Raw genomic sequence first — 22,337 nt, forward strand, 5'->3', positions numbered from 1 at the left:
GCACTCGAGCGCCCCCCGCGCGTACGTCAGCGTTCCCTGCTGTACGTCCGTACGACCGCGCCGTTGCCGAAGGAGCGCACGCCGCGGAAGGTGAAGCGAGCGAGGTCGCACCCGGCGCCGAACATCGGCATGCCGACGCCGTAGACGAGTGGGTAGGTCTTGATCACCAGTTCGTCGATCTCGTCGAACAGCTCGCCCGCGAGGCGGGAGCCGCCGCACAGGTAGATGTCGAGGTCGCTGTCCTCCGCCTTGAGCGCGCGGACCTTGTCGAGCAGGCCGTCGGCGATGATCTCGACGTCCGGGTCGGGCGACTCGGCGAGGGTGCGGGAGGCGACGTACTGGCGCAGATGAGCGTAGGGGCTGGTGACGCCCTCCTTCAGCGCGAGGTCATAGCTGACCCGGCCCTGGATGATCGTGTCGAACCGCCGGTTGGGCAGGTCGTCGATGCCGAGCGGCCGGCGGCCGTGGGTGGGCAGGGTCTCCGGATACTCCGTCTTGAGGAAGTCGAAGAACTCCTCGTCGACGAAGGAGACCATCGCCGAGCCGTCACCGGTCGCGTCGCCGATGAACCCGTCGACGGAGCAGGCGATGAAGTACGTGAGCTTTCGCAAGTGGGGGCTCTTTCCGTAGGCTGACCCGTGAACCACAACAGTTGTAGTACTTCACCTGTAGTGGATGCAAGAGAGTTTCCCGTGTTCCGGGAAACGGAGCCAAGTGAGAGAGAGGGTTCCGCATGGCCGGTAATCCGGAGCGCCGGGCGGCCCTGGTCGACGCCGGGGTCGAGGTGCTCGCGCGGGAGGGGGCGCGCGGGCTGACCTTCCGCGCGGTGGACGCGGCGGCCGGGGTGCCGGTGGGCACTGCCTCCAATTACTTCACCGGGCGCGACGACCTGCTACGGCAGATCGACGCCCGACTGCACGTCCGGCTGGCGCCCGACCCCGAGAAGTTCGGCAAACTGATGGCGGGACCGCGGGACCGCTCCCTGGTCACGGCGTTCATGCACGACCTGATGGCTCGCGCGACCCGCGACCGCAGCGGCTATCTCGCGCTGCTGGAGATGCGCATGGAGGCGACCCGGCGTCCCGAACTGCGCGCCTCCTTCACCACGTCGGTGCGCGGCGACCTCCAGGACGGCATGGACTTCCACCGCGAGACGGGCCTGCCCGGCGGCGACGAGACCGTGGTCGTCCTGTACCTGGCGATGCTCGGGCTGATCCTGGAGCACCTGACCCTGCCGGGCGTCTTGGACGGCGTCCTGCCCGGCGTGGGGGTCCCGGAGGGCCTGGTGGAGAGGATCGTGGCGACAGTCGTGCCGGACAGGGACGTCAAACCCATGTAGGCGGCACGACGGCGAGCCCCGCCCCCCCCCAATGGGGATGCACGGGACCCGCCGGACGAAGCCCCCGAATAGCACCCGAAGTCAGGAACCACCCGAACTCAGGAACCGCGCGGACTCAGGGACCACCCGAACTCAGGGACCACGCGGCGCCGGGGACGCCACGTCACCCCCACCGCGTCGTCGCCCTAGTTGCTGCGTCGGGTCACGAACTCCGCCAGGGAGAGCAGGCCGCCCGCCGACTCCGGGTTCGGGATCGCCCGGGACAGTTCGTGCATCGCGCGGGACATGCGGTCGGCCGCCTGGTCCTGGGCCCATGCGCGGCCGCCGGCCCGCTCGACGGCCAGCGTCGTGCGGTCCAGGTCGGCCGGCTCGTAGGGCGCCGCGTACAGCTCGGCCAGTTCGCCGGCCGCCGGGGTGCCGGAGGTCAGCGCGGCGACCACCGGCAAGGACTTCTTGCGGACGGCGAGGTCCGCACCGGCAGGCTTGCCGGTGTGCCGTGGGTCGCCCCATATCCCGATCACGTCGTCGATGAGCTGGAAGGCGAGCCCGGCCTCCCGGCCGAACGCGTCCAGCGCCTCGACGTCCTCCTCGGCAGCCCCCGCGTACAGCGCGCCCACGGCGCAGGCGCAGCCCAGGAGCGCGCCCGTCTTGGCCTCGGCCATGACGAGGACCTCGTCGAGGGTGATCTCGGCGGGGCCGCGTTTCTCCATGGCCGTGTCCGCCTGCTGGCCGGCGCACAGTTCGACCACGCAGGCCGCGACCCGGGCGACGGCCGCCGAGGACGCGGGGTGCGGGTCCCCGGCGAGCAGCCCCAGCGCGAGGGCCTGCAGTGCGTCCCCGGCGAGGATCGCGTCGGCGTCGCCGAACACCGTCCAGGCGGTGGGGCGGTGTCGGCGCGTGGTGTCGCGGTCCATCACGTCGTCGTGCAACAGCGTGAAGTTGTGGACCAGCTCGACCGCGGCGGCCGCCCGGACGGCCGCCGCGCGGGCCGCGGGCCCGCCGAGCGCGGAGGCCGCGGCGAGCACGAGTGCCGGGCGGATCGCCTTGCCCGCGTTGTCCGCGGCCGGGGTGCCGTCCGCGTGCTCCCAGCCGAAGTGGTAGAGCGCGATCCGGCGCATCGAGCCGGGCAACGAGTCGATCGCCGCCCGCAGTTCGGGGTCGACGGCGGCCCGCGACCGCTCCAGGAGCGCCGTCGCCTCATGCCCGTCGGCCGGTCCCGGACCGCCGTCGCCCTGACTCCCGATGGACCCGATGGACCTCCGCCTTTCACGCGCCTCGCCCCGGTACCGCCTGGTGGCGGACGTCACCGCCAGCGGCCGATCTCGACGTTCTCCAGAACGCCCAGCGCGTCCGGTACGAGGACCGCGGCCGAGTAGTAGGCCGTGACCAGGTAGTTGATGATGGCCTGTTCGTTGATGCCCATGAACCGCACGGACAGGCTCGGCTCGATCTCGTCCGGAATGCCGGACTGGCGCAGGCCGATGACCCCCTGGTCCTGTTCGCCCAGACGCATCGCGATGATCGAGCTGGTGCGGGCCTCGGTCACCGGGATCTTGTTGCACGGGTAGATCGGCACCCCGCGCCAGGTGGGGATCCGGTTGCCGCCGACGTCGATCGTCTCGGGGACGAGCCCGCGCTTGTTGAGTTCGCGGCCGATCGCGGAGATCGCGCGCGGGTGGGCGAGCAGCATCTTGGTGCCGCGCCGCCTGCTGAGCAGTTCGTCCAGGTCGTCCGGGCTGGGCACGCCGTCGTGCGGCTGGAGCCGCTGGTCGTACTCGCAGTTGTGGAGCAGACCGAACTCCCGGTTGTTGACGAGCTCGTGCTCCTGGCGCTCCTTGAGCGCCTCGACCGTCAGCCGCAACTGCTGCTCGGTCTGGTTCATGGGCTGGTTGTACAGGTCGGCCACGCGTGAGTGGATGCGCAGGACGGTCTGGGCGATGCTCAGTTCGTACTCGCGCGGCCGGGCGTCGTAGTCGACGAACGTGTGCGGAATGTCCGGCTCGCCGGCGTGACCCGCGGCCAGGTCGACGGCCTTCTCGCCGTACTTGTTGGTGCGCTGCTCGGGGATCGCGCGCAGCTGCTGGAGGTGTTCGCGCAGGGTGTCGGCGCGCTCCGCGACCTGCTCGACGTCCTGCCGGGTCAGGATCAGCACGGTGCAGGCGGTGTCGGCGCGGGCCGTGTACTCCCAGATGGCGTCGGCGTCGAGCAGCGCCTGGTCGCCGAAGTACGCGCCGTCCGCGAGGACTCCGAGCACCTGGTCGTCACCGTAGGGGCCGGTGCCGACCTTCTCGACGCGGCCGTGGGCGAGGAGGTAGACCTCGTCGGTCTGGCTGCCGAAGGAGGCGATGAGCTCGCCGGGGCCGAACTCCCGCTGCCGGCAGCGCTGGGCGAGCTCGCCGAGCACCTCCTCGTCCTCGTAGGAGCGCAGCGCGGGCAGTTCCCCCAGCTCGGCGGGGATGACCTCGACACGGTCGCCGGTCTTCACGAACGTGACACGTCCGTCTCCGACCGCGTACGTCAGCCGCCTGTTGACCCGGTAAGTACCACCCTGTACGTCCACCCAGGGCAGGTTCCGCAGCAGCCAGCGGGAGCTGATCTCCTGCATCTGCGGTGCGGACTTGGTCGTGGTGGCCAGGTTCCGCGCGGCCGCCGTGCCGAGACTCTGCTGCGGCTTGCCCGGCTCCGCGCGGACCTCTTCGCCTACCGACATGAGAAATACCCTCCCGATTCATGCACGGGCGCCGAACTGCGCCGGTGCACTGTTCACGCGAGCAAGCCTTCCTCACGGAGCGTGCCGGTGCTATTACCCGAAAGAGCGGGAATGGATCAACGTGGGCAGGGAAGAGACACGTTTCACCGAACAGTGTTCGACAATGAGCGGGTGACCGACCTGCGCCCCCGCCTGCCCTCGCCGCTCCAGGACGTGGCGGACGACCGGTTCGAGCGGCACGGCGTACGGCTGCTGCTGAAGCGGGACGACCTGATCCATCCGGACCTGATCGGCAACAAATGGCGCAAGCTGGCGCCCAACCTGGAGCGGGCGGCGGGGCGGACGATCGTCACCTTCGGCGGCGCCTACTCCAACCATCTGCGGGCCACGGCCGCCGCCGGACGGCTGCTGGGCCTGCCCACGGTGGGCGTGGTGCGCGGCGACGAACTGGCGGGCCGGCCGCTGAACCCGTCCCTGGCCCGGTGCGCGGCCGACGGCATGCGGCTGCACTTCGTGGACCGCTCGACGTACCGGCGCAAGACCGAGCCGGGGGTGCTGACGGGGCTGCTGGACGCGGTCGGCGCCGAGGACGCGTACGTCGTCCCGGAGGGCGGCAGCAACGCGGCGGCGGTCCGCGGCTGCCGGGCGCTCGGCGAGGAGCTGCGCGACCACGGCGGTGTCGACGTGGCCGCCCTCGCCTGCGGCACCGGCGGCACGCTCGCGGGCCTGGCCGCCGGTCTCGGCCCCGGCCGGCGGGCCGTGGGCATACCGGTCCTCAAGGGCGGCTTCCTGGGCGAGGAGATACGGGCGCTGCAGCAGGAGGCCTTCGGGGGCCCGCGGGGCGAGTGGTGGCTGGACGAGCGCTTCCACTTCGGCGGCTACGCGCGCGTGCCCCCGGAGCTCGACGCCTTCGCCGAGGACTTCGAGCGGCGACACGGTGTGCCCGTGGAACGTCTCTATGTCGCCAAGTCGCTGTACGCCCTTGTCGCCCTGACCGAGGAGGGGGCCTTCCCGCCCGGGGCACGGCTCGCGGCGGTCGTGACGGGCTCGCCGTTCACCCAGTGAGGCCCGCTCACCCCGCTTCCCGGAACGCCGCCGCCTCCTCCAGGTCCAGTCGGCGCAGCAGCGTCCGCAGCATCTCGTCGTCGATGTAGCGGGCGTCGCGCAGCCGGACGAATATCTCGCGTTCGGCGCTGATCATCTCGCGTGAGAGGCGCCGATAGGTGTCGTCGACGGTTTCGCCGGTGATCGGGTTGACCTGGCCGAGGCGCTCCCAGACGGCGTTGCGGCGGCGCTCCAGGACGCTGCGCAGCCGGTCGGCGAGGGGCGGGGGCAGGGTGTTGCGCTCGTCGGACAGCAGGGCGTCCAGGCGTTCCTCCGCGACCCGGGAGGCCTGTGCCTGGGCGTTGGCCTCGGCGAGGGTGGCGGCCTGCGGGTCGGGCTGGGGGAACCTCAGCAGGCGGATCAGCGGCGGCAGGGTCAGGCCCTGCAGCACGAGGGTGCCGATGACCGTCGTGAAGGTCAGGAAGAGGATGAGGTTGCGGTGCGGGAAGGGCGCGTCACCGTGGTTCACGGTGAGCGGGATGGAGAAGGCGATGGCGAGCGAGACCACGCCCCGCATGCCGGCCCAGCCGATGACGATCGGCCCCCGCCAGGTCGGGTTGTCCTCCCGCGCGCGGATGCGCGCCGACACCATCCGGGGCAGGAAGGTCGCCGGATACACCCACAGGAAGCGGGCCGCGACGACCACGAGGAAGAGGACGACGGCGTACCAGGCGGCGTCCAGACCCTCGTAGGCGCCGAGGCCCTTCAGGACGACCGGGAGCTGCAGGCCGATCAGCGCGAAGACCGCTGATTCCAGGACGAAGGCGACCATCTTCCACACGGCCTCCTCCTGGAGGCGGGTGGCGAAGTCGACCTCCCACGCGCGGTGGCCGAGGTAGAGCGCGACGACGACCACGGCGATGACGCCGGAGGCGTGGAACTGCTCGGCGGCCGCGTACGCGACGAAGGGGATCAGCAGGGAGAGCGTGTTCTGGAGGAGGGGCTCCTTGAGGTGGGTGCGCAGCCAGTGCAGCGGAGCCATCAGGACCAGGCCGACGACGGTGCCGCCGACCGCCGCCACCAGGAACTCCTCGATGCCGCCGCCCCAGGACGCGCCCTCGCCGACCACGACCGCGAGGGCGACCTTGTAGGCGGTGATCGCGGTGGCGTCGTTCAGCAGGGACTCGCCCTGGAGGATGGTGGTGATCCGGGACGGCAGGCCGACCCGGCGGGCCACCGCGGTGGCCGCGACCGCGTCCGGCGGCGCGACCACCGCGCCCAGCACCAGCGCCGCCGTCAGCGGCAGCCCGGGCACGAGCAGGTAGGCGGCCCAGCCGACGGCGAAGGTCGCGAAGAGCACGTATCCGACCGACAGCAGGGCCACCGGCCGCAACTGCGCGCGCAGGTCGAGGTAGGAGCTCTCGGTGGCCGACGTGTACAGCAGCGGCGGCAGCAGGAGCGGCAGGACGACGTCCGGGTCGAGGGTGTAGTCCGGGACGCCGGGCACGTACGACACCACCAGGCCGACCGCGACCAGCATCAGCGGCGCCGGCACCGGGGTGCGCCTGGCCGCCGCCGCGATCCCCGCACTGCCGGCCACCAGCAACAGCAGTGGCATCACGTCCATGTCCCGCCCGCTCTCGTTTTTCCGCGCGGCTGTCCGCACAGCCGTCGTAATCTGGCCATCATGAAACAGTGCACGCACGCCGACGCGCTGCCCGACCCCGAACCCGTCCCGCTCGGCGAGACGTGTCCGGAGTGCCTGCGGGACGGCACCCACCCGGTTCAGCTGCGGCTGTGCCTGACGTGCGGCCATGTCGGCTGCTGCGACTCCTCGCCGAGCCGGCACGCCACCGAGCACCACAAGGAGTCCGGCCATCCGATCATGCGGACCTTCGAACCCGGCGAGAGCTGGCGGTGGTGCTTCGTCGATCACGTCCTGGTGTGAACTTCCCGGACGGCTCGGCCGTTGAACTCATGAGACGCCCCGGCCGTCCGGCGGGTACGGTTCGACCGTCTGACGTCTGGGTACGTCAACCCGGCGCGCCCTCTTCCCATTTGGGCCCGCAGACCCCTAGACACGGAGCGTGTTCACAGCTTTACTGTGAGTGACGCCAGGGGGTTGGGGTCCGGGGACAGGAAACTTGAGAGCGCGATAGCGTCACCGCTGCACCACACACGCGTTACCCCGGGGGGCGACCCTCGGCCCCGAAAAGCTTGTACCACCTTGGAGGTGAGGGTGTCCCAGATCGCAGGCGAGCCCGCGACCCAGGACTTCGTGGAAGTCCGGCTGCCGGCTGCGGGTGCCTACCTGTCGGTGCTGCGGACGGCCACGGCCGGCCTCGCGGCCCGTTTGGACTTCACCCTGGACGAGATCGAGGACCTGCGCATCGCGGTGGACGAGGCCTGCGCGATCCTGCTCCAGCAGGCCGTGCCCGGCTCGGTGCTGAGTTGCGTGTTCCGACTCGTCGACGACTCGCTCGAAGTCACCGTCTCGGCGCCGACCACGGACGGCCACGCGCCCTCGCGTGACACCTTCGCCTGGACCGTCCTGTCCGCCCTCGCGGGCAAGGTGTCCTCGGCCGTCGACGAGGACAAGACCGTGTCGATCAGCCTCTACAAACAGCGCGGCGCGGGACCCGGGCCGGCGTGAGGAACGGGGACGGGCCGGTGCGGGACGAAGAGCGCGGCACACGGGAGCTGCCGGCCGAGAGCGCCGAGATTCCAGTCTCTCCGGACGGTTCCCGACGCATGGCGGACGGCATCGACGGCATCCCCGAGCAGGCCCGGCCGCATCCGGAGGACCACTCGGCCTCCGCGCAGGCGGGTCTGCCGGAGGGGGCCGTGCAGGGCTCGCCTCGGGAGAGGCGGACCGGGGGCTCGCCCCCAGGCCGAGCAGAGGCGAGGGCTCGACAGAGGGCGACGGGCGGGACAATGAGCGAGCACGAGCGAGACGGCGAACAGAGCGTGTCCGGCACGCAGCACGAACCAGCGGCACCCCCACCCCCGATGCCGGCGCCGGCGCCGGGGGACCGCAGCGGGGCGCGGGCGATGTTCATCGAGCTGCGCAAGCTGCAGGACGGCAGCCCCGAGTACGCGGAGATGCGCAACCAGCTGGTCCGCATGCATCTGCCGCTCGTCGAGCATCTGGCGCGGCGCTTCCGCAACCGCGGCGAGCCGCTGGACGACCTCACCCAGGTCGCGACCATCGGTCTGATCAAGTCGGTGGACCGCTTCGACCCGGAGCGCGGCGTGGAGTTCTCCACGTACGCGACCCCGACGGTCGTCGGCGAGATCAAGCGGCACTTCCGCGACAAGGGCTGGGCGGTGCGGGTGCCGCGCAGGCTCCAGGAGCTGCGGCTGGCGCTGACGACGGCGACGGCCGAGCTGTCGCAGCAGCACGGCCGCTCTCCCACGGTCCACGAACTCGCCGAGAAGCTGGCGATCTCGGAGGAGGAGGTCCTGGAGGGCCTGGAGTCCGCGAACGCGTACTCCACCCTGTCCCTGGACGTCCCGGACACCGACGACGAGTCCCCGGCGGTCGCGGACACCCTCGGCGCGGAGGACGAGGCGCTGGAGGGCGTCGAGTACCGGGAGTCGCTCAAGCCGCTCCTTGAGGACCTCCCGCCGCGCGAGAAGCGGATCCTGCTGCTGCGGTTCTTCGGCAACATGACCCAGTCGCAGATCGCGCAGGAGGTCGGCATCTCGCAGATGCACGTCTCCCGGCTGCTGGCGCGCACGCTGGCCCAGCTGCGGGAGAAGCTCCTCGTGGAGGAGTAGGGCTTGAAGGAGTCGTGACGTCGAGGAGCAGCGGCGTCGCAGAGCAGTCGGCCGGCTACTCCGAGGTGCGGCCGGGCCCCCGGATCCCGAGGGCCCGCGTCGTCTCGCCGTTGACGAGCAGCACGAGCGACGCGACGGCGACGGCCGCGAGCGCGATGCCCGCCGGAATCGCCATGCTGTCGGCCTGCAGCAGGTTGTACGCCACCGGCAGCGCCATGATCTGCGTGATGACGGCCGGCCCCCGGCTCCAGCTGCGCAGGCCCAGCAGCCCACGGGCGGCGAGCAGCGGCAGCAGTGCGAGCACGATCAGCGTGACCCCGCCGGTGACGGCGGACTGACGGTCGTCCGGGTCGGCCGTGATCCCCAGGACGAGCATCCACACCCCGCCGACGACCAGCGCCAGCCCCTCCAGGGCGGCGAGCGCGGCGGCGTACGTCAGCCGGCGCGGGCGGGGTTCTGCGGTTTCCGGGGCGACGGAGGTCTGCTCACTGCTCACCCCTGAAGGGTAGCCCGCGCCGTCCGCCGGGGATCGGGCCGCCCACGCGCGCGTGGCGGCGCCCGTGTCGAGGCTCACTGCGTGATCTCTTACCTGATCCCCACCTCGGCCTGTGGTCGGTTCGAGCCAGTAGGTACGCTGCAACTCATGCGTGCACTTCTCGTGGTCAATCCGGCGGCAACCACCACCAGTGCACGGACGCGCGACGTCCTCATCCACGCGCTCGCCAGCGAGATGAAGCTCGAGGCGGTCACCACCGAGTACCGCGGTCACGCGCGTGACCTGGGCCGGCAGGCCGCGGACAGCGGAAATGTCGACCTGGTGGTGGCCCTCGGCGGCGACGGCACGGTCAACGAGGTCGTCAACGGCCTGCTGCACGCCGGCCCCGATCCGGACAATCTGCCGAGCCTCGCGGTGGTCCCCGGCGGCTCCACCAATGTCTTCGCCCGCGCCCTGGGTCTGCCCAACGATCCCGTGGAGGCGACCGGCGCCGTGCTGGACGCCCTGAGTGAGAACAGCGTGCGGACGGTCGGTCTCGGCCTGGCCGCGGGCACGCCCGGCACGGAGGACGAGGCGGTGCCGTCGCGCTGGTTCACCTTCAACGCCGGGCTCGGTTTCGACGCCGGAGTGGTGGGCCGGGTGGAGCAGCAGCGCGAGCGGGGCAGGAAATCCACCCACGCTCTTTACATCCGCCAGGCGGTGCGCCAGTTGTTGGGTGAGTCACAGCGCCGGCATGGGTCGATCACCCTGGAGCGGCCCGGCGTGGAGCCGGTGACCGATTTGGTGCTGTCCATAGTCTGCAACACGGCTCCGTGGACGTATCTGGGCAATCGCCCGGTGTACGCGTCGCCTAAGGCCTCGTTCGATACTGGGCTCGACGTACTCGGCCTCAGCCGTCTGTCCACTGTCGCGGTTGCCCGATATGGCACCCAGTTGCTCACTTCGTCCCCCGACAAGGGACCGCACGGCAAGCATGCCGTCTCACTGCACGACCTGGACCAGTTCACCTTGCATTCGAAGGTCCCCCTGCCCCTCCAGATGGACGGTGACCACCTGGGGCTGCGCACCAGCGTGACGTTCACAGGCGTACGCCGTGCACTGCGTGTGATTGTGTGAGCAGAAAGGGCTGAAGTCCTTTCACTCGAACGTTTAGGCCAGGGTCCACCCCATGGAAGTACGGCTGTGACCTAGTCGACACCGAGGAATCAAAAAAAACTTTCCGGTAGGGGTTGTATCCGCCGCTGAGGTTTGCGAGTCTCTACGTGGCGATCGGGACGGCCCGCAACACCAGCCTCCACTGATCACCGGAACCCCTCTTCAATCAACAGGACCCCGTCGGCGAGCCTGGCGGGCGGCCCTTCACTTGTTGAGGGATTCGTGAAAGCGTTCACATTCACAAGCAACCTGCACGTAATACCAAGGAGAGGTAGCAGCCATGGACTGGCGTCACAACGCCGTTTGCCGCGAGGAAGACCCCGAGCTCTTCTTCCCCATCGGCAACACCGGTCCTGCGCTGCTGCAGATCGAGGAAGCCAAGGCCGTCTGCCGTCGCTGCCCGGTTATGGAGCAGTGTCTGCAGTGGGCGCTCGAGTCCGGCCAGGACTCCGGCGTCTGGGGTGGTCTCAGCGAGGACGAGCGCCGTGCCATGAAGCGCCGCGCCGCCCGCAACCGGGCCCGTCAGGCAACCGCCTGACAACACCCGCCCCGCAAGCCTGAGCTTGGCGGCGCGTACAGCTAGTACGCTTCTCCCGCCCCCGAGCCGCAGCGCGCAGTACCCCCGATGCGCAGCACACGCTGACAACGAGCATTCGAGCCCCGGACCCCTGAACGGTCCGGGGCTTCTTGCTGTGCACCCGCCCCCTTGCAGATCTCTTACCCGCGTTACTTCTGCGCCGCCACCGGAATGTCGAGGATCACCTGCGTGCCGTGTTCCGGGGCCGGGACCATGTCGAAGGTGCCGCCCAACTCGCCCTCCACCAGCGTCCGTACGATCTGCAGGCCGAGGTTGCCCGAGGTGTGCGGGTCGAAGCCCTCGGGCAGGCCGACGCCGTCGTCCTGGACCGTGACCAGCAGACGGCCCTCCTTCGTGGTGCCGCCGCGGACCGCGGAGACCTCGACCGTGCCGGTGTCGCCCTCGCGGAAGCCGTGTTCCAGGGCGTTCTGGAGGATCTCGGTGAGGACCATGGACAGCGGGGTGGCGACCTCGGCGTCCAGGATGCCGAAGCGTCCGCTGCGCCGGCCGGTGACCTTGCCCGGCGAGATCTCGGCGACCATCGCCAGCACGCGGTCGGCGATCTCGTCGAACTCCACGCGCTCGTCCAGGTTCTGGGAGAGCGTCTCGTGCACGATGGCGATGGAGCCGACCCGGCGCACGGCCTCTTCGAGGGCCTCCCGGCCGCGCTCGGACTCGATGCGACGGGCCTGGAGGCGCAGCAGGGCCGCCACCGTCTGGAGGTTGTTCTTCACCCGGTGGTGGATCTCCCGGATGGTCGCGTCCTTGGTGATCAACTCGCGCTCGCGGCGACGCAGTTCGGTGACGTCCCGGAGCAGCACGAGTGCGCCGATCCGGGTGCCCTTGGGCTTGAGCGGGATCGCCCGGAACTGGATGACCCCGTCGTTGGCCTCGATCTCGAACTCGCGGGGCGCCCAGCCGCTGGCGACCTTGGCGAGCGCCTCGTCCACGGGGCCCCGGGTCGGTGCGAGTTCGGCGGTGGTCAGGCCGAGGTGCTGACCGACCAGGTCGGAGGCGAGGCCCATGCGGTGGTAGGCGGACAGCGCGTTCGGGGAGGCGTACTGGACGATGCCTTCGCCGTCGACGCGGATCAGGCCGTCGCCGACGCGTGGGGCCGCGTCCATGTCCATCAGCTGGTTGGGGAACGGGAAGGAGCCGGCCGCGATCATCTGCGCGAGGTCGGAGGCGCTCTGGAGGTAGGTGAGCTCCAGCCGGCTGGGGGTGCGCACGGTCAGCAGGTTGGTGTTGCGGGCGATGACGCCGAGGACGCGGCCCTCGCGCCGTACGGGGATCGACTCGACCCGGACGGGGACCTCCTCGCGCCACTCCGGGTCGCCCTCGCGCACGATCCGGCCCTCGTCCAGGGCCGCGTCGAGGAGGGGGCGGCGGCCCCGGGGGACGAGGTGGCCGACCATGTCGTCCTGGTAGGAAGTGGGGCCTGTGTTGGGGCGCATCTGGGCGACGGAGACATAGCGCGCGCCGTCGCGGGTGGGGACCCACAGGACCAGGTCGGCGAAGGAGAGGTCGGAGAGCAACTGCCACTCCGAGACCAGCAGGTGGAGCCACTCGAGGTCGGAGTCGTCGAGTGCGGTGTGCTGGCGTACGAGTTCGTTCATGGAGGGCACGTCTGTGAGCGTACCTTCGGGTATGCGCGGGGCCTAAAACACCCGCGGGCCGCGGCGCCTGAGAGGGACCCTCAACCCTCCCGGCACCGCAGCCCGGAGCAATATCGGCCGCGGGGTGTGCGGTCCCGTCGACCGAAGGTGAGGATCCGGGGCAGTCAGGGCAGAGAGCACCGGTTCCTCGGTCCGCCTTCCTGTGCGGGGAAGACGGAAGTTCTTGGTGTTTCCGTGGTTCTCCCCGCCATTGTGGACTAGACCACTAGGCGTGTCCATGCGTGGGAGCTTGTTCGTTGTTGTGAGTATTCGAACGCCTTGTCATCCACAACGCAGCCTAGCCTGTGGGGGTTCCGGTGCGGGGCCAGATGGAGAGGGCAATTTCCGCGACCGCCTCCGGTTGCTCCCGGCTCGCTCCGCTCGACGGCGGCGCGGGCGGTCGGCTCCTCGGCCAGGGCGCGCCCCGCGAAGGAGCCGTATGTGTCGCCGTAGACGTTGACGACCTCCTCGAACAGCGCGCGCTTGTCGCCGAAGGCCGCGTAGAGGCTGGGGGCGCCGATGCCCGTGATCCGGTTGCGGTCGGAGACGGAGGTCGCCTCGTAGCCGTGCCTCCAGAACGCCAGGACCGCCTTCTCCTCATTGGAGAAAAGTCGTCGGCACCCGATTCTGTTAGATTGGCTCCATAGATTGGTCTAAACCACACGGATACGAGAACGGTAGGCCAGCGTGGAAGTTGTCATCGTTCCGGACGCCCGGTCGGGCGGCGAACTCATCGCCGAGGCCATGGCGCAGCTCCTGCGGCGCAAGCCGGACGCGCTGCTCGGGGTGGCCACCGGCTCCACCCCGCTGCCCATCTACCAGGCGCTGGCGGCCAGGGTGCGCTCCGGCGCCGTGGACACCGGGCGGGCGCGGATCGCCCAGCTCGACGAGTACGTCGGGCTGCCCGCCGAGCACCCCGAGTCCTACCGCTCGGTGCTGCGGCGGGAGGTGCTGGAACCGCTCGGCATCGGCATGGAGGCGTTCCTCGGCCCGGACGGCACCGCCGCGGACGTGCAGGCGGCCTGCGAGGCGTACGACCGCGCGCTGGCCGCGGCCGGCGGCGTGGACCTCCAGCTGCTCGGCATCGGCACCGACGGACACATCGGGTTCAACGAGCCCTGCTCCTCGCTGGCCTCCCGCACCCGGATCAAGACGCTGACCGAGCAGACGCGGGTGGACAACGCGAGGTTCTTCGGGGGGGACATCGAGCAGGTTCCGCACCACGTCATCACCCAGGGCATCGGGACGATCCTGGAGGCGCGGCATCTGGTGCTGCTGGCCACCGGGGAGGGTAAGGCGGACGCGGTCGCGGCGACGGTGGAGGGGCCGGTGGCGGCGGTGTGTCCGGCCTCGGCGCTGCAGTTGCATCCGCATGCGACGGTTGTCGTCGACGAGGGTGCGGCGTCCAAGCTGAAGCTCGCGGACTACTTCCGGCACACGTATGCCAACAAGCCTGCGTGGCAGGGGATTTAAGAAACGGTCTCGTCTGCCGGGTTCTGTTTCGTTGCGGGCTGCGGGCCGTGGGGGGCTGGTCGCGCCCACGCGGCGGAGCCGCATATCGATATAGCCCCGCGCCCCTTAAAAGCACGAGAGGCGCCGGTCCCTGCAAAGGGGGCCGGCGCCTCTCGCGTCGTGGGGGGGGCTACTTGCCCGCTATGACCTCTGCCGCCGCGCGGCCGCAGACTCGGGCGGCGCCGTGAGTGGCTATGTGGAGGGTGCCCCGGGGTGGGGCCTGGGGGACGCCCATTTCTACGACGACCGTGTCCGGGCGGGCGGTGAGGAGGGTGTCGAGGGCCGCCGCCATCCAGGGGTGCCGGTGCTCGTCGCGGACCACGGCGACGATGCGCCGCTCCCCCGCCGCGACCAGCGCCGCGTGCCCCGCCTCCGGGCCGGCGAAGCTGCCCGTCTCCGTCCCCGGCAACAGCCGGACCAGCTCCGCCGCCACGCCCCACGGGGTCTCGGCGCCGACGGCGATGTTCGCGACGGGGGTGAGCGCGGCGACGTACGGCGGTTCGGTGAGGGGGCTGAAGACCTCCCCGCCGGTGAGCCGGAGGGCACGGCGGGCGGCGATCAGACCGACGTCGGCACGCACGCGGCCGCCGTCGCCGTTACCGCCGTCGTAGTCGTTCGCGGCCGTGGGCTTGGGCTCCGTGGCCGTCCATCGGGCGAGGTCCCGTACGCGGTCCGCGGCGTCCGCGAGGCGCTCCTCCGCGAGTTCGCCGGTGCGGACGGCGGTGACCAGGGCGTCGCGCAGACGGCGTACCGTGTCCTCGTCCGCGAGGCCTCCGCCCACACAGATGGCGTCGGCGCCGGCCGCGATCGCGAGGACGCTGCCGCGTTCGATGCCGTAGGTCGCGGCGACGGCCTGCATCTCCATGCCGTCGGTGACGATGAGGCCGTCGTAGCCGAGTTCGTCGCGCAGGAGGGCGGTGAGGATGCGGGGGGACAGAGTGGCCGGGCGGGTCGGGTCCAGGGCGGGGACCAGGATGTGGGCGCTCATGACGGCGCGGGTTCCGGCGGTGATGGCCGCGCGGAACGGGGTCAGTTCACGGTCCCCGAGCACGGGCGTCCCGACGTCGATGCGCGGGAGCGCGTGGTGGGAGTCGACGGCTGTGTCACCGTGGCCCGGGAAGTGCTTGGTGCAGGCGGCCACCCCGGCGGACTGCAGGCCCGTGACGTAGGCGGCGGTGTGGCGGGCGACCAGTTCCGGGTCGGCGCCGAAGGAGCGGACGCCGATCACCGGGTTGGCGGGGTTGGAGTTGACGTCCGCGGACGGGGCCCAGTTGAGGTTCACCCCGCACGCGGCGAGCCGGCGCCCCAGTTCCGCGGCGACCTCCCGGGTGAGGGCGACATCGTCCACCGCGCCCAGGGCGTGGTTGCCGGGGAAGCTGGAGCCGGTGCGCACCTCCAGGCGCGTGACGTCTCCGCCCTCCTCGTCGATCGCGACCAGGACGTCCTCCCGCTCCGCGCGCAACTGCGCGGTCAGCGCGGCGAGTTGTTCGGGTGAGGTGATGTTCCTGCCGAACAGGCCCACCGACGCCAGGCCCTCGCCGAGCCGACGCAGCAGCCAGTCGGGGGCGGTGGTGCCGGGGAAACCGGGTTGCAGGACCGTCAGGGCGTCGCGGGTGAGCCTGTCCTTGTCGAACGCGGTGGTGCCGCTGGCGAATGTCGTCATCGGGGGCGTTATCCCTTCACGGCGCCCGCGGTCAGCCCCGCGGCCATCTTGCGCTGGACAAGGAGGAACAGGACGACGATCGGCAGGGCCATCATCGTGGCGCCGGCCATCATCGGGGCGTACTCGGTGCCGTGCTTGGTGGTGAAGTTGCCGAGCCAGACGGTCGCCGTCTGGTTCTTCTGGCTGAGCAGCATCAGGGCGTACAGGTACTCGTTCCAGGCCTGGATGAAGCCGTAGACCGAGGTGGCGACCATGCCCGGGGCGAGGAGGGGGAAGACGACGCGGATGAAGGCGCTGGTCCGCGTGCAGCCGTCGACCATGGCCGCCTCCTCCAGCTCCTTGGGGATGTTGACGATGAAGCCGCGCAGCGTCCACACCGTGAAGGGGAGGATGAAGGTCAGATACGTGATGATCAGCCCGGAGAGCTTGTCGTACTGGTCCAGGTCGTTCAGGAGCAGGAAGACCGGGATGATCATGGCGACGAGCGGGACCATCTGGACGGCCAGGATGCCGACGATCACGATCTTGCGGCCCCGGAAGGCGAACCGGGAGATGGCGAGCGCGGCCAGCATGCCGACGACGACACCGATCGCGACGACCGCGAGGGAGACGATCAGGCTGCGGCCCACCGGCCCCCAGAAGTCGGCGATGTCCAGGGCGCGGCGGAAGTTGGAGAGCGTGAAGCCGGTCGGCAGCAGGCTCGGGTCCGGGTCGATCGCGTCCTTCGCGGGCTTGATGGCCGTGTTCAGCATCCAGTAGACGGGGAAGCCGGCGGCGGCGAACACGAGGAGGCCGAGGAGGTTCCAGCCGAGGCGCGAGGACCGCCGGGGTGCGAGGGTGCTCATTCGACCTCTCCGATCTTCAGCATCTGGCGCATGTACACGGCGACCACCCCGAGCAGCAGCAGCACGGTGATCAGGGCGATCGCCGAGCCCTGTCCGTAGTCGTTGACGACGAACGCGCGGTCGTAGGAGTACGTCGTCAGGAGCTGGAACTCGGCCTCCGGATGCCCGTTGCGCATGACGAAGACCTGCGGGAAGACGCCCATGTCCCAGATGACCGACAGGGTCGTCAGCATCACGATGATCGGCTTGAGGATGGGCAGCGTGACGTACCGGAAGACACCCCAGGCGCCCGCGCCGTCGAGGCGGGCGGCCTCCTCCAGTTCGGCGGGGACCTGGGTGAGGCCGGCGCTGAGGGTGATGACCACGAAGGGGACCGCGCCCCACACCACCAGGAGCATGATGACCGCGAGCCCCTGCGGGCCGCTCGCGAACCAGTTGTGGCCGATCAGCTCGACGCCCGGCAGCTTGCTCAGGACGGCGTTGAGGATGCCGTAGTCGGCGTCGAACAGCCACTTGAAGACGGTGGTGGCGACGATGACGGGCATGCCCCAACTCGCCACGAGCGCGATGTTGACGAGGGTCTTCACCCAGCCGGAGACCCGCTGGAGCAGCAGCGCGATCAGCATCCCGGCGACCATCGTGAAGATCACGCAGCCGGCCGCGAAGACGATCGTACGGACCACGACCTGCCAGAACTCGCCGTCGCCCAGCACGCCCGTGAAGTTGTCGAACCCGACCGACTTCGCCGGCTGGAAGCCCCAGAGCTGGGACTGCCCGAACTTCTGGAAGGAGAGGGTGACCAGCCGGACCAGCGGATAGCCCATCACCAGGGCGAGGACCAGCAGACAGGGGGCGAGCAGCAGCCAGGGGGTGGCGGCCCCGCCGGAACGCCGGCCGCGCTTTTGGCCCTTGGGTCCTGGCTCGCCCACGGGCGGTGGTGGTGGCGACTGCCGCGTCGGCGGCACTTCGGCAGTGGTCGTGTCTGCGGCACTCATCCGCGCGCTCCTCAGCGGTCCCTCAGGTCGAACGGGTCGTACGGGTCCTACGGGTACGGGTCGTACGGGTACAGGTCGTACGGGTACAGGTCGTACGGGGAGCAGGGCCCTGCTCGCTGCAGGGCCCTGACCTCAGGTCACTTGGTGTTGATGACCTTGTCGATCGCGGCGTCCGCTGCCTTCGCGGCGGCCTCGACCGACTGCTTGCCGGTGCCGATGCTCTGCAGCATGGTCTGCAGGACCTGGGCCTTCTCGACCTGGCCCCAGCCCGGGGCCATGGGGACGAACCAGTTGGACTCGGCGGCGGTGGCCGGGACGGCCGTCTTCGGGTCGTTCTTGAGGGTCGCAAGGTCGGTCTTGTTGTTGGGCAGGTTGCCCTTGGCCATCAGGCCCTTCTGACCCGCGGGGCCGGTGAACGCGTTGATCCACTCGGCGGCGAGGGCCTGCGCCTTCGACTTCACCGGGACGGCGAGGTCGGAGCCGCCCAGGAAGACGGGGAGGTTCTTGCCGGACGGGCCGGGCATCACGAAGTTCTCGAGGTTGCCCTTGAGCTTGCCGGTCTTGTCGTTCTTCGGGTCCTCGGAGGTCGCGCCCTCCCAGGCCGCGCCGAAGATCATGCCGGACTTGCCCTGGCCGTAGACGATGTAACGGTCGGACTCGTCCTTGGTCTTGTCGCCGTGCATGTACTTGTCGACGACGTTCTTGAATTCGGTGAGGCCCTTGATCGACTCGGGCGAGGACAGGTTGGCCTTCCACTGGCCGCCGTCCTCCTTGGCGATGGAGCCGCCGGCGTCGTAGACGAAGGACATGGCCGCATACCAGTCGCGGGTGGGCTGGTACCAGGCGGAGAACTGGTCGCCCTCCTTCTTCTGGACCTTGTCCAGGGCGGCGGTCAGCTCCGCGTACGTCTTCGGCGTGGACGTGACGCCCACCGAGGCGAAGAGGTCCTTGCGCCAGTTCCCGACGCGACCGCCGGCGTAGTACGGAACGCCGTAGGTCTTGCCGTCGTACGTCACGGAGGCCTTGAGGCCGTCGAGCCAGGCGGAGGAGTTGTCGAACTTGGCGGCGTCCAGGGGGGCGAAGGCGCCCTTGACCATGTAGCCGAGCATCTCGGTGTTGCCCATCTCGACGACGTCGGGGGCCTTGTCGGTGGCGAGGACCGCGTCGAGCTTGGTGTTCTTGTCCGGCCAGCCGTAGTACTCGTGGTTGATCTTGACGCCCGGGTGTGCCTTCTGCACCGCGGCGTCGGCGGCCTTGACCAGGTCGGGCCAGTTGTTCTGCGCGTCGACGGTGAGCCAGACGGTCAGCTCCTTGGCGTCGGTGCCCTTCGAGTCCCCGCTCCCGCTGTCGTCCCCGCACGCCGCGAGGGAGACCACCATGCCCGCGATACCGATCGCGGCTATCAGCTTGCGCTTCACGCCATCCTCCTCAGGGATGCCACACCCCCCGCCCACGGGTCGGGACCTGCACCCAACCTGGACCTGGACCAATGGTGTAGACCAGTGGGCAGAGCTTGGCTCAGGCCGATAGGTCTGTCAAGGGTGGCCGAAACCCCTCCGACCAGCCGTTATGGGACCTACATATGCAGGAACCTTTAAGTAAGAAGCTGTCGAAAACATGGCTGCCGAACAGGGCCGGACCGGTAGACCATTTGCTCTGGTGGACTAGACCAGCAAAGGTTGCGACGGTATACAGAGAGGATCACGGAACGGCGCGGCGGCATCACCGCGTCCGTGCCACGATGTGACCCCATCCGAAGCCGGGAAGGCAGGCCATGAGCACCGACGTCAGCAGTGCGGAGAACGAGGGTGGGGCGACCGTCCGTACCGCGCGCGTGCCCAAGTACTACCGGCTGAAGAAGCACCTCCTCGACATCACGGAGACACAGTCCCCGGGCACTCCGGTCCCGCCGGAGCGCACCCTGGCCGCCGAGTTCGACACCTCGCGCACGACCGTCCGCCAGGCCCTGCAGGAACTCGTCGTCGAGGGCCGGCTCGAACGCATCCAGGGCAAGGGCACCTTCGTCGCCAAGCCCAAGGTGTCCCAGGCGCTCCAGCTCACCTCGTACACCGAGGACATGCGCGCCCAGGGCCTCGAACCGACCTCGCAGCTCCTGGACGTCGGCTACATCACCGCCGACGACCGCCTCGCCGACCTGCTCGACATCACGGCCGGCGGGCGCGTGCTGCGCATCGAGCGGCTGCGCATGGCCAACGGCGAGCCGATGGCGATCGAGACGACCCACCTCAGCGCGAAGCGCTTCCCGGCGCTGCGCAGGTCACTGGTCAAGTACACGTCCCTCTACACGGCGTTGGCCGAGGTGTACGACGTCCATCTCGCCGAGGCCGAGGAGACCATCGAGACCTCCCTGGCCACCCCGCGCGAGGCGGGCCTCCTCGGCACCGACGTGGGCCTGCCGATGCTGATGCTCTCCCGCCACTCGCTGGACAAGGACGGCCAGCCGGTGGAGTGGGTGCGGTCGGTCTACCGGGGCGACCGGTACAAGTTCGTGGCGCGCCTGAAGCGGCCTGCCGAGTAGAGGCTCTGTGGAGGGTCTTCCGCTGGGCTTATCCGTCACTTACATTGCCTGCGCATTACATCTGTGATCAAGGCGATCAGAGTGAGGGGACGGAACCGCCGATGTCCGACGAAGAAACGAGGGAACCGGTGGTGACGCCTGTGCGCGTCGTCATCGCCCTCTGTCTGATCGCGCCCTTCGTGGCGATGCTGTGGGTGGGTTCGTACGCGAAGGTGGATCCGGCGTTCATAGGGATCCCCTTCTTCTACTGGTACCAGATGCTCTGGGTGCTGATCTCCACGGCACTCACGATGATCGCGTACAAGCTGTGGCAGCGGGACCAGCGCGGCCGCACGACCCAGGGCGGGGGTGCGTCGAAGTGAACGACGGCGTGAACGGCGTGGCACTCGCCGTCTTCATCTTCTTCTTCCTGGCCGTCACGGCCATGGGCTTCCTGGCCGCACGCTGGCGCAAGGCCGAGAACGAGCACAGCCTTGACGAATGGGGCCTGGGCGGCCGGTCGTTCGGCACCTGGGTCACCTGGTTCCTGCTCGGCGGCGACCTGTACACGGCGTACACGTTCGTCGCCGTGCCCGCGGCGATCTACGCGGCTGGCGCGGCCGGCTTCTTCGCCGTGCCCTACACGATCCTCGTCTACCCGCTGATCTTCACCTTCCTGCCCCGCCTGTGGTCGGTCTCCCACAAGCACGGCTACGTCACGACCTCGGACTTCGTGCGAGGGCGCTGGGGCTCGAAGGGCCTGTCGCTGGCGGTCGCCGTCACCGGCATCCTGGCGACGATGCCGTACATCGCGCTCCAACTGGTCGGCATCCAGGCCGTGCTCGACGTGATGGGCGTCGGCGGCGGCGAGGACACCAACTGGTTCGTGAAGGACCTGCCGCTGCTGATCGCGTTCGGCGTGCTGGCGGCGTACACCTACTCGTCCGGACTTCGGGCCCCCGCGCTGATCGCGTTCGTGAAGGACACGCTGATCTACATCGTCATCGCGGTGGCGATCATCTACATCCCGATCAAGCTGGGCGGCTTCGACGACATCTTCGCCAAGGCGGGCGAGGCGTTCAGCCAGACCAACCCGGCCACGGGCAAGCCGCGCGGCGCGCTGGCCCCGGCGGAACCGGGCCAGTGGACGTACGCGACGCTGGCGTTGGGCTCGGCTCTGGCGCTGTTCATGTACCCCCACTCGATCACCGCGACGCTGTCCTCGCGCAGCCGGAACGTGATCCGCCGCAACACCACGATCCTGCCGCTGTACTCCCTGATGCTGGGCCTGCTGGCGCTGCTGGGCTTCATGGCGATCGCGGCCGGCGTCAAGGTCACCAACGGGCAGTTGGCGATCCCGCAGCTGTTCGAGGACATGTTCCCGGACTGGTTCGCGGGCGTGGCGTTCGCGGCGATCGGCATCGGCGCGCTCGTGCCGGCCGCCATCATGTCGATCGCGGCCGCGAATCTCTTCACCCGCAACATCTACAAGGACTTCATCAAGCCGGACGCGACGCCCGCGCAGGAGACGAAGGTCTCCAAGCTGGTCTCGCTCCTTGTGAAGGTGGGGGCCCTGGTGTTCGTCCTCACCATGGACAAGACGGTCGCCATCAACTTCCAGCTGCTGGGCGGCATCTGGATCCTGCAGACCTTCCCGGCCCTGGTCGGCGGCCTCTTCACCCGCTGGTTCCACCGCTGGGCGCTGCTCGCCGGCTGGGCGGTCGGCATGATCTACGGCACCTTCGCCGCGTACGGCGTCGCCTCCCCGACCCAGAAGCACTTCGGCGGCTCGGCGAAGGAGATCCCCGGCATCGGCGAGATCGGCTACATCGGCCTGACGGCGTTCGTCCTCAACGTCGTCGTCACCGTGGTCCTCACCTTCGTCCTGAAGGCGGCCAAGGCCCCCGAGGGCGTCGACGAGACAAAGCCGGAGGACTACACGGCGGACGCCGGGGACGCGGGGGTGCAGGTGGAGTTGCCTCCGGCGACGGCGGGCAGCGCCCACTGACGGCACGACAGGCCGGCGGCCGAGCTCACGGGTAGACACG

At 69.8% G+C, this 22,337-nt stretch carries 21 protein-coding genes and 1 pseudogene; 11 read left to right on the plus strand and 11 right to left on the minus strand.

Annotated elements, in window-relative coordinates; translation table 11 throughout:
• Positions 1-26: 26 nt before the first annotated feature.
• Positions 27-611 carry a dihydrofolate reductase family protein gene (locus B5557_RS14775; protein ID WP_079659728.1) on the minus strand — a complete coding sequence of 195 codons (585 nt, stop codon included), beginning with the start codon at positions 609-611 and terminating at the stop codon, positions 27-29.
• A 122-nt stretch (positions 612-733) separates the two neighbouring features.
• On the opposite strand from B5557_RS14775, the gene B5557_RS14780 reads away from it, so the two are divergent.
• Positions 734-1,339 (plus strand): TetR/AcrR family transcriptional regulator, encoded by a 606-nt coding sequence (locus B5557_RS14780; protein ID WP_079659729.1) that lies wholly within the window; start codon positions 734-736, stop codon positions 1,337-1,339.
• A gap of 185 nt (positions 1,340-1,524) precedes the next feature.
• Here B5557_RS14780 and B5557_RS14785 read toward each other — a convergent pair whose 3' ends face one another.
• Positions 1,525-2,592 (minus strand): family 2 encapsulin nanocompartment cargo protein polyprenyl transferase, encoded by a 1,068-nt coding sequence (locus tag B5557_RS14785; RefSeq protein ID WP_162499680.1) that lies wholly within the window; start codon positions 2,590-2,592, stop codon positions 1,525-1,527.
• A 50-nt stretch (positions 2,593-2,642) separates the two neighbouring features.
• On the minus strand, positions 2,643-4,049 hold the full coding sequence (locus B5557_RS14790; protein ID WP_079659732.1) for a family 2B encapsulin nanocompartment shell protein: 1,407 nt from the start codon (positions 4,047-4,049) through the stop codon (positions 2,643-2,645).
• Positions 4,050-4,220: 171 nt separating this feature from the next.
• Between B5557_RS14790 and B5557_RS14795 the strand changes: the two genes are divergently transcribed.
• The gene (locus B5557_RS14795; RefSeq protein WP_231976355.1) at positions 4,221-5,114 is read left to right on the plus strand and encodes a 1-aminocyclopropane-1-carboxylate deaminase/D-cysteine desulfhydrase; all 894 of its coding nucleotides are present in this window, start codon (positions 4,221-4,223) and stop codon (positions 5,112-5,114) included.
• A gap of 7 nt (positions 5,115-5,121) precedes the next feature.
• Here B5557_RS14795 and B5557_RS14800 read toward each other — a convergent pair whose 3' ends face one another.
• On the minus strand, positions 5,122-6,720 hold the full coding sequence (locus tag B5557_RS14800; RefSeq protein ID WP_079659736.1) for a Na+/H+ antiporter: 1,599 nt from the start codon (positions 6,718-6,720) through the stop codon (positions 5,122-5,124).
• Positions 6,721-6,780: 60 nt separating this feature from the next.
• Here B5557_RS14800 and B5557_RS14805 point away from each other — a divergent pair, with 60 nt between their 5' ends.
• The 3 genes from B5557_RS14805 to B5557_RS14815 all read left to right on the plus strand — a co-directional run bounded on the left by B5557_RS14805 (position 6,781) and on the right by B5557_RS14815 (position 8,873).
• The gene (locus tag B5557_RS14805; RefSeq protein ID WP_079659737.1) at positions 6,781-7,041 is read left to right on the plus strand and encodes a UBP-type zinc finger domain-containing protein; all 261 of its coding nucleotides are present in this window, start codon (positions 6,781-6,783) and stop codon (positions 7,039-7,041) included.
• A 291-nt stretch (positions 7,042-7,332) separates the two neighbouring features.
• Positions 7,333-7,746 carry an anti-sigma regulatory factor gene (locus B5557_RS14810; RefSeq protein WP_004925829.1) on the plus strand — a complete coding sequence of 138 codons (414 nt, stop codon included), beginning with the start codon at positions 7,333-7,335 and terminating at the stop codon, positions 7,744-7,746.
• A 17-nt stretch (positions 7,747-7,763) separates the two neighbouring features.
• The gene (locus B5557_RS14815) at positions 7,764-8,873 is read left to right on the plus strand and encodes an RNA polymerase sigma factor SigF (RefSeq protein ID WP_079659739.1); all 1,110 of its coding nucleotides are present in this window, start codon (positions 7,764-7,766) and stop codon (positions 8,871-8,873) included.
• 55 nt (positions 8,874-8,928) lie between these two features.
• On the opposite strand, the gene B5557_RS14820 is transcribed toward B5557_RS14815, so the two are convergent.
• Positions 8,929-9,369, minus strand: coding sequence for a hypothetical protein (locus B5557_RS14820; protein WP_079664783.1), 441 nt, complete (start codon positions 9,367-9,369; stop codon positions 8,929-8,931).
• Positions 9,370-9,516: 147 nt separating this feature from the next.
• Here B5557_RS14820 and B5557_RS14825 point away from each other — a divergent pair, with 147 nt between their 5' ends.
• On the plus strand, positions 9,517-10,485 hold the full coding sequence (locus tag B5557_RS14825) for a diacylglycerol/lipid kinase family protein (protein WP_079659740.1): 969 nt from the start codon (positions 9,517-9,519) through the stop codon (positions 10,483-10,485).
• Between the two features lie 319 nt (positions 10,486-10,804).
• On the plus strand, positions 10,805-11,062 hold the full coding sequence (locus tag B5557_RS14830; RefSeq protein ID WP_006380970.1) for a WhiB family transcriptional regulator: 258 nt from the start codon (positions 10,805-10,807) through the stop codon (positions 11,060-11,062).
• A 188-nt stretch (positions 11,063-11,250) separates the two neighbouring features.
• Here the strand turns inward: B5557_RS14830 and B5557_RS14835 are convergent, their stop codons facing one another.
• Positions 11,251-12,717 carry a sensor histidine kinase gene (locus B5557_RS14835; RefSeq protein WP_180291627.1) on the minus strand — a complete coding sequence of 489 codons (1,467 nt, stop codon included), beginning with the start codon at positions 12,715-12,717 and terminating at the stop codon, positions 11,251-11,253.
• 416 nt (positions 12,718-13,133) lie between these two features.
• A pseudogene (locus tag B5557_RS14840) lies at positions 13,134-13,382 on the minus strand (TetR/AcrR family transcriptional regulator); the annotation flags it as partial.
• Positions 13,383-13,443: 61 nt separating this feature from the next.
• Here B5557_RS14840 and nagB point away from each other — a divergent pair.
• Entirely contained in the window at positions 13,444-14,229 is a 786-nt protein-coding gene (gene nagB / locus B5557_RS14845; RefSeq protein ID WP_079659744.1) for a glucosamine-6-phosphate deaminase, read from the plus strand.
• 169 nt (positions 14,230-14,398) lie between these two features.
• On the opposite strand, the gene B5557_RS14850 is transcribed toward nagB, so the two are convergent.
• From B5557_RS14850 to B5557_RS14865, 4 genes are all read right to left on the minus strand, one after another.
• Entirely contained in the window at positions 14,399-15,931 is a 1,533-nt protein-coding gene (locus B5557_RS14850; protein ID WP_079659745.1) for a glycoside hydrolase family 3 protein, read from the minus strand.
• 8 nt (positions 15,932-15,939) lie between these two features.
• On the minus strand, positions 15,940-16,776 hold the full coding sequence (locus tag B5557_RS14855) for a carbohydrate ABC transporter permease (RefSeq protein ID WP_079659747.1): 837 nt from the start codon (positions 16,774-16,776) through the stop codon (positions 15,940-15,942).
• Complete coding sequence (locus tag B5557_RS14860) at positions 16,773-17,771, minus strand: carbohydrate ABC transporter permease (protein WP_079659748.1); 999 nt, start codon at positions 17,769-17,771, stop codon at positions 16,773-16,775. Before B5557_RS14860 ends, B5557_RS14855 begins: the two co-directional genes overlap by 4 nt.
• Before the next feature lie 137 nt (positions 17,772-17,908).
• Positions 17,909-19,189 (minus strand): extracellular solute-binding protein, encoded by a 1,281-nt coding sequence (locus tag B5557_RS14865; protein WP_079659750.1) that lies wholly within the window; start codon positions 19,187-19,189, stop codon positions 17,909-17,911.
• Positions 19,190-19,545: 356 nt separating this feature from the next.
• Here B5557_RS14865 and B5557_RS14870 point away from each other — a divergent pair, with 356 nt between their 5' ends.
• The 3 genes from B5557_RS14870 (at position 19,546) to mctP (ending at position 22,297) form a co-directional block, all read left to right on the plus strand.
• Positions 19,546-20,310 (plus strand): GntR family transcriptional regulator, encoded by a 765-nt coding sequence (locus B5557_RS14870; RefSeq protein ID WP_079659751.1) that lies wholly within the window; start codon positions 19,546-19,548, stop codon positions 20,308-20,310.
• A gap of 101 nt (positions 20,311-20,411) precedes the next feature.
• Complete coding sequence (locus B5557_RS14875) at positions 20,412-20,672, plus strand: DUF3311 domain-containing protein (RefSeq protein WP_099935991.1); 261 nt, start codon at positions 20,412-20,414, stop codon at positions 20,670-20,672.
• A complete protein-coding gene (gene mctP / locus B5557_RS14880; RefSeq protein ID WP_079659753.1) occupies positions 20,669-22,297 on the plus strand; it encodes a monocarboxylate uptake permease MctP in 1,629 nt (542 codons plus the stop codon). Before B5557_RS14875 ends, mctP begins: the two co-directional genes overlap by 4 nt.
• The last annotated feature ends 40 nt before the right edge of the window (positions 22,298-22,337 follow it).

It is taken from the genome of Streptomyces sp. 3214.6 (assembly GCF_900129855.1).
Taxonomy (GTDB): domain Bacteria; phylum Actinomycetota; class Actinomycetes; order Streptomycetales; family Streptomycetaceae; genus Streptomyces; species Streptomyces soliscabiei.

Coding starts and splice junctions, on each gene's coding strand:
- B5557_RS14830 (WP_006380970.1), top strand. CDS start 10,805: ATGGACTGGCGTCACAACGCCGTTTGCCGCGAGGAAGACCCCGAGCTC.
- B5557_RS14835 (WP_180291627.1), bottom strand. CDS start 12,717: ATGAACGAACTCGTACGCCAGCACACCGCACTCGACGACTCCGACCTC.
- B5557_RS14780 (WP_079659729.1), top strand. CDS start 734: ATGGCCGGTAATCCGGAGCGCCGGGCGGCCCTGGTCGACGCCGGGGTC.
- B5557_RS14870 (WP_079659751.1), top strand. CDS start 19,546: ATGAGCACCGACGTCAGCAGTGCGGAGAACGAGGGTGGGGCGACCGTC.
- B5557_RS14800 (WP_079659736.1), bottom strand. CDS start 6,720: ATGGACGTGATGCCACTGCTGTTGCTGGTGGCCGGCAGTGCGGGGATC.
- B5557_RS14875 (WP_099935991.1), top strand. CDS start 20,412: ATGTCCGACGAAGAAACGAGGGAACCGGTGGTGACGCCTGTGCGCGTC.
- B5557_RS14805 (WP_079659737.1), top strand. CDS start 6,781: ATGAAACAGTGCACGCACGCCGACGCGCTGCCCGACCCCGAACCCGTC.
- B5557_RS14855 (WP_079659747.1), bottom strand. CDS start 16,776: ATGAGCACCCTCGCACCCCGGCGGTCCTCGCGCCTCGGCTGGAACCTC.
- B5557_RS14860 (WP_079659748.1), bottom strand. CDS start 17,771: ATGAGTGCCGCAGACACGACCACTGCCGAAGTGCCGCCGACGCGGCAG.
- B5557_RS14790 (WP_079659732.1), bottom strand. CDS start 4,049: ATGTCGGTAGGCGAAGAGGTCCGCGCGGAGCCGGGCAAGCCGCAGCAG.
- B5557_RS14850 (WP_079659745.1), bottom strand. CDS start 15,931: ATGACGACATTCGCCAGCGGCACCACCGCGTTCGACAAGGACAGGCTC.
- B5557_RS14825 (WP_079659740.1), top strand. CDS start 9,517: ATGCGTGCACTTCTCGTGGTCAATCCGGCGGCAACCACCACCAGTGCA.